The organism is Geminicoccus flavidas (assembly GCF_009806515.1).
GTDB lineage: Bacteria > Pseudomonadota > Alphaproteobacteria > Geminicoccales > Geminicoccaceae > Geminicoccus > Geminicoccus flavidus.
Window position 1 is genome coordinate 1 of the sequence record NZ_WUJP01000907.1, and the last position, 3988, is coordinate 3988.

Here is a 3988-nt window from a genome sequence, read left to right on the forward strand (position 1 = left end):
CCGCGACCGCGACCATGCCGTTCTTCACCGCAACGCTGGTGACGTCGCCGCCCTCGATCACCTGGTCGATGTCGATGGAGAACAACCGCTCGGGCGCCTTCGGATCGGCGATCGAGGTGACGTCGATCGTGCCGTCGGCACCGTTGGTCACGAACAGGCGCTGCGTGTCCGGGTCGTGCGCGACAATCTCGGCACCTCCGGCCAGCGGCTCGCCGCTTTCCGGCGTGATGCGCGACACGAGATCAAGCTTGCCCTCGCCGTCGCCGCCTGCGCCGAAGTCGAAGCGCGCGACCACCGGGTCATGGTCGCTGGAGCGCACGTCCTGAGCGAAGTCGGCATTGAGGTGGACCATGTCGACCTCGGCCTTGTCGGCCAGGTTCGACGACACCAGGATGTGGTCGAGCGATTGGGAGTTGCCGTCGAAGTTGAAGCTGTAGCGGTCCTCCAGCGGCACACCATCCACCAGATTGGTAAGCTGTTCGCCAGCCAGCGTCTTCAGCGTCTCGGAGAAGTCGAAGTCGTTCATGTCGCCTAGCACAACGACGTTCGCGTCCGGATCGGCCTTGAGCAGGTCGTCCACGAAGTCGTTGATCTCCTCCGCCTGGAACACCCGCTGGCCGAGCGTGCTTTGGAAGGGCGGCTGCTCACTGCCGAACAGGGCATCGTCGCCGGACTTCGACTTGAAGTGGTTATTGATGAGGAACACATCCTCACCCTGGAACTCGAACTGCGCCGCCAGCGACTTGCGCGTCCCTTCGAAGCCAGTCTGCTCGTTCTCGGCAAATGCCGGGCTATTCGGATCAACCCGGCCAGGGTTCAGCGACAGGTCGGGACCGTCCTCGTCGGCCACCACCTCGACCTCGTCGGTGGCACCTGCCTCGCCTCGCGGGACGAAGCTGACCCGCCCCGGGTTGTAGAGATAGGCCACCTGGATGTTGGCGCCGGGCTCGCCGCCGTCGGCGTTGTTCTCAGGCGCGATGGTGATGAATTCATAGGTCGGGCCGCCGGACCGGGCGATGCCCTCCACCAGCTTCGCCAGGGTCGCCTCGGCCGAGGTCTCGCCGCTGTCGGTCGGGCCGTCCCCGTCCTGGATCTCCTGCAGCGCAATGATGTCAGGGCTGTTCAGCCGCTGAACGATGTCGAGCGACAGCCGGGTGAGCTGGTCGTCGCTGCCAGGATTGGTCGAGCCATCCGACGGGTCGAGGTTCAGCACGTTGAAGGTCGCAACGGTCAGCTGGTCGGCTCCGCCCACCAGCTCCGTGCTCTCGCGCTCCAGACCGCCCTCCGTCACCTCCGGCAGCTCGGCGGTGTTCAGCAGCTTGAAGTTGCCGAAGCTGTAGTCAAGCACGCCCGTGATCGGGGCCGTGAACCGATCGCCGACATTGACGACTGGCGGATTGGCCATCAGCGCGTCGTCGATGATCACCCGCTCCGGGTTGGCGTCCTCCGCCTGCAGCGCGATGCCACCGGCCTTTGTGCGCACACCCGCACCCTCACCATTGTCCGGCAGGACCGCGATCTCGCCGAAGGCATTGGTCGGGCTCACCGCGACCGCGTCGCGGACCTCGACCCGCATCCCCTCCATGCTCTCATAGAAGTCGATCCCGTCGGTCTCCGGGTCGAAGCTGACGAGGACATCGTCATCGATAATCCCGCCTGTTGCTCGGCGCCCATCAGCCCCGATCACTACGGCAGCAGGCAGTTCATTCCCGCTGGAGAGCAGCGTGCTGGTCACGAGCGTGATCTGGGTGGTCGAGAGGTTGCCGCTCTCTTCCCCGCCCGGCACGTACTCCGAGACCCGGCCAGCGACCTCCAGCTCGTCGCCCACCGCCACCGTCGGGGTGACGCGGGTGAACACAAAGATGCCATCCGAGGTGGCGTCGTTGCCGTCGCCCTGCGGGTCCTGCAGATAAAAGCCATTGGAGCCGAGCGCAGTGACAATCCCACGCACCGCGACCTCACGGCCCGTAAGGGATGAGACGTGATCGTCTCCCTGAACCTCAGGGATCGTCCACTCCTCCCGGACCGTCTCATCATCCATCGCGCGTCCTCCTCCATTGGCTGCCGCAGCGTGTGCACGCGTGTGGCGCCGGCCGTGGTCGAGGCAGCGCTAACCAGGATTGGCGATGAGTGTATGACGTGCCGCAAGTAGGAGGATGCCCATCTCGTGACGGATGGCTACGTCCACCATAATCTGAGTGGTAGCTCATCTGGTTGAGCTGGCCGAAGGATGGGTGGTGCCGTGTGAACCGACCAGTGGGCGGACTCGGAGGGCGCGTCGGCACCTGCAGCGTCGGCGGCGAGAACTTGGCTGGGCAGGTGATGAGTGCTGACCTAGCGCGGCGGGAGGCCAACTGGACGACCGGCGCGGTGGGCGACCACAAGTTGTCGCTGCTCGCAGCAAGCTAGAGTTGGTCAGGCCAGAGATGTTGCTGAAGCCGATGACCAGCGGCGGCGAGATAGTGGAGGACTACGTATCCACCGCCCCGGCCCTGGGCCAGCACACGCTGGCCTTCCTGCGCAACGAGCTGGTCAGTACTAGCCATCGCCCATGCCAGGGCTTGGCCGATACGCCGGACGGCGGTCAGGTTCGGCCAGCGGCGTCATGTTCATCACGATCGAGGGCCGGGCGACACCGTTAACTCGGTGATGTGGCCGTCAGTGTGTTTGTCGCACCGTCCTGAGCGGTCGGATGCTGGCGGTACGGAGCCGCCTGCAGGAGCAGGGCGAGGTCATCCACCTGGTGGCCGAGCGGCTGGACGACCTGAGCGGGCTGCTGGCCAGCATTGGCTCGAGGAGCCAGCCGGGGCACCCGCCACGGGACATCTACGTCCGCGACCTGCGGCTGAGCTTGGGCATCAAGCTGCCAACCCGCGACTTTCGCTGAGGAGGAAAGAGATGCCGATGCTTCGGTGGAACGGGATCCAGCCGGTGGAGAAGGGGGACCTGGTGGTTTTCGAGCCGTTGGTGCGGGCTGTTAAGGAGGCGGTTACGGCGTCGCCGGCCGCGGCTGAACCCGCCGCCTGTCAATAGGCGGAAGCATACAGCGGGCAGGATCGTGACCAGCGTGCTGGACGTCCCGCGACCCGTACCGCAACCACCTACGGCTTAGCCCGCCATCCAGGGTTGACGCGGCTGTCGGCGCCGGAGCGACCCGCGACCTCGATGCTGCCGTACCGAGGCGACGTCAGTCTCTGACCAAACAGGCTGCCGGTTCGTGCCGGCGCGTCGGGCACCAGGCACGGGCCTACCGGAGGGCAAGCTACCACCTTACCGACGTGGCAACATCCAGGGTCTGTGCTCGCCAAAGATTGCCGCAGTTCGCCCACATCCGCGCTCTGAAGTGGAACAAATGTGGGAGCCAACATCCTGGCTGGCTGTAAAGCGTTGAAAATACGCGATAGTTCCTGGTTTATGGCGGTGCAGGCAGTCAGCGGTGAACCCGTCTCTGTTCTGAACGGAGAAATTCCTTGTTCCAAGCGGGAATACAGGGAAATGTGCTGTAGTAGCTTTAGTTTATCATGTGGTGTCGAGAAACATTTAAGGCGGCGCCATGGGTTGGCTCGTCATTCCCTGCGTTGAGGAACAGGGATTGGAAGCATAGGGAGCAGGGAAACTATTGGCCTCTAGGAGGGAAGAATGGCTCTGCTGCTATCAAGCTAGTGGAGTGACTGAGACGCTTGGTACCCTCGCCGCACCTTCTCGATGATGTCCTCGGGCTCGGCGGTCCAGACGAAGGGCCTGGGATCGGCATTCGTCTGGGTCAGGTAGCGGTTGATTGCCGCCTGGAGGTCGATGAGCGAGTTGAAGCTCCCCCGCCGCAGGCGAAGTGGTCGCGGCCCCTGATGGTGGATGCAATCTTCTACCTGGTGCGTTCGGGCTGTGCCCCGACTGGTCCGCCAGTTCCTGTGCGCATGCAGCTAGCCCGGGAAGCCCTGCTTGAACTCGATGCGGGCGCCGTGGAACGGCACGTCGTCCTCGTTGCGCA

At 64.4% G+C, this 3988-nt stretch carries 2 protein-coding genes; one reads left to right on the forward strand and one right to left on the reverse strand.

All coding sequences use genetic code 11. The features are described from left to right. Positions 1–1951: endonuclease/exonuclease/phosphatase family protein (locus EQG76_RS26030; protein WP_200841140.1), on the reverse strand; the 1951-nt coding region annotated here is incomplete at its 3' end. Positions 1952–2692: 741 nt separating this feature from the next. Between EQG76_RS26030 and EQG76_RS26035 the strand changes: the two genes are divergently transcribed. Then, positions 2693–2887: a hypothetical protein gene (locus tag EQG76_RS26035; protein WP_159717702.1), complete on the forward strand. Its 195-nt coding sequence runs from the start codon at positions 2693–2695 to the stop codon at positions 2885–2887. Positions 2888–3988 lie beyond the last annotated feature (1101 nt).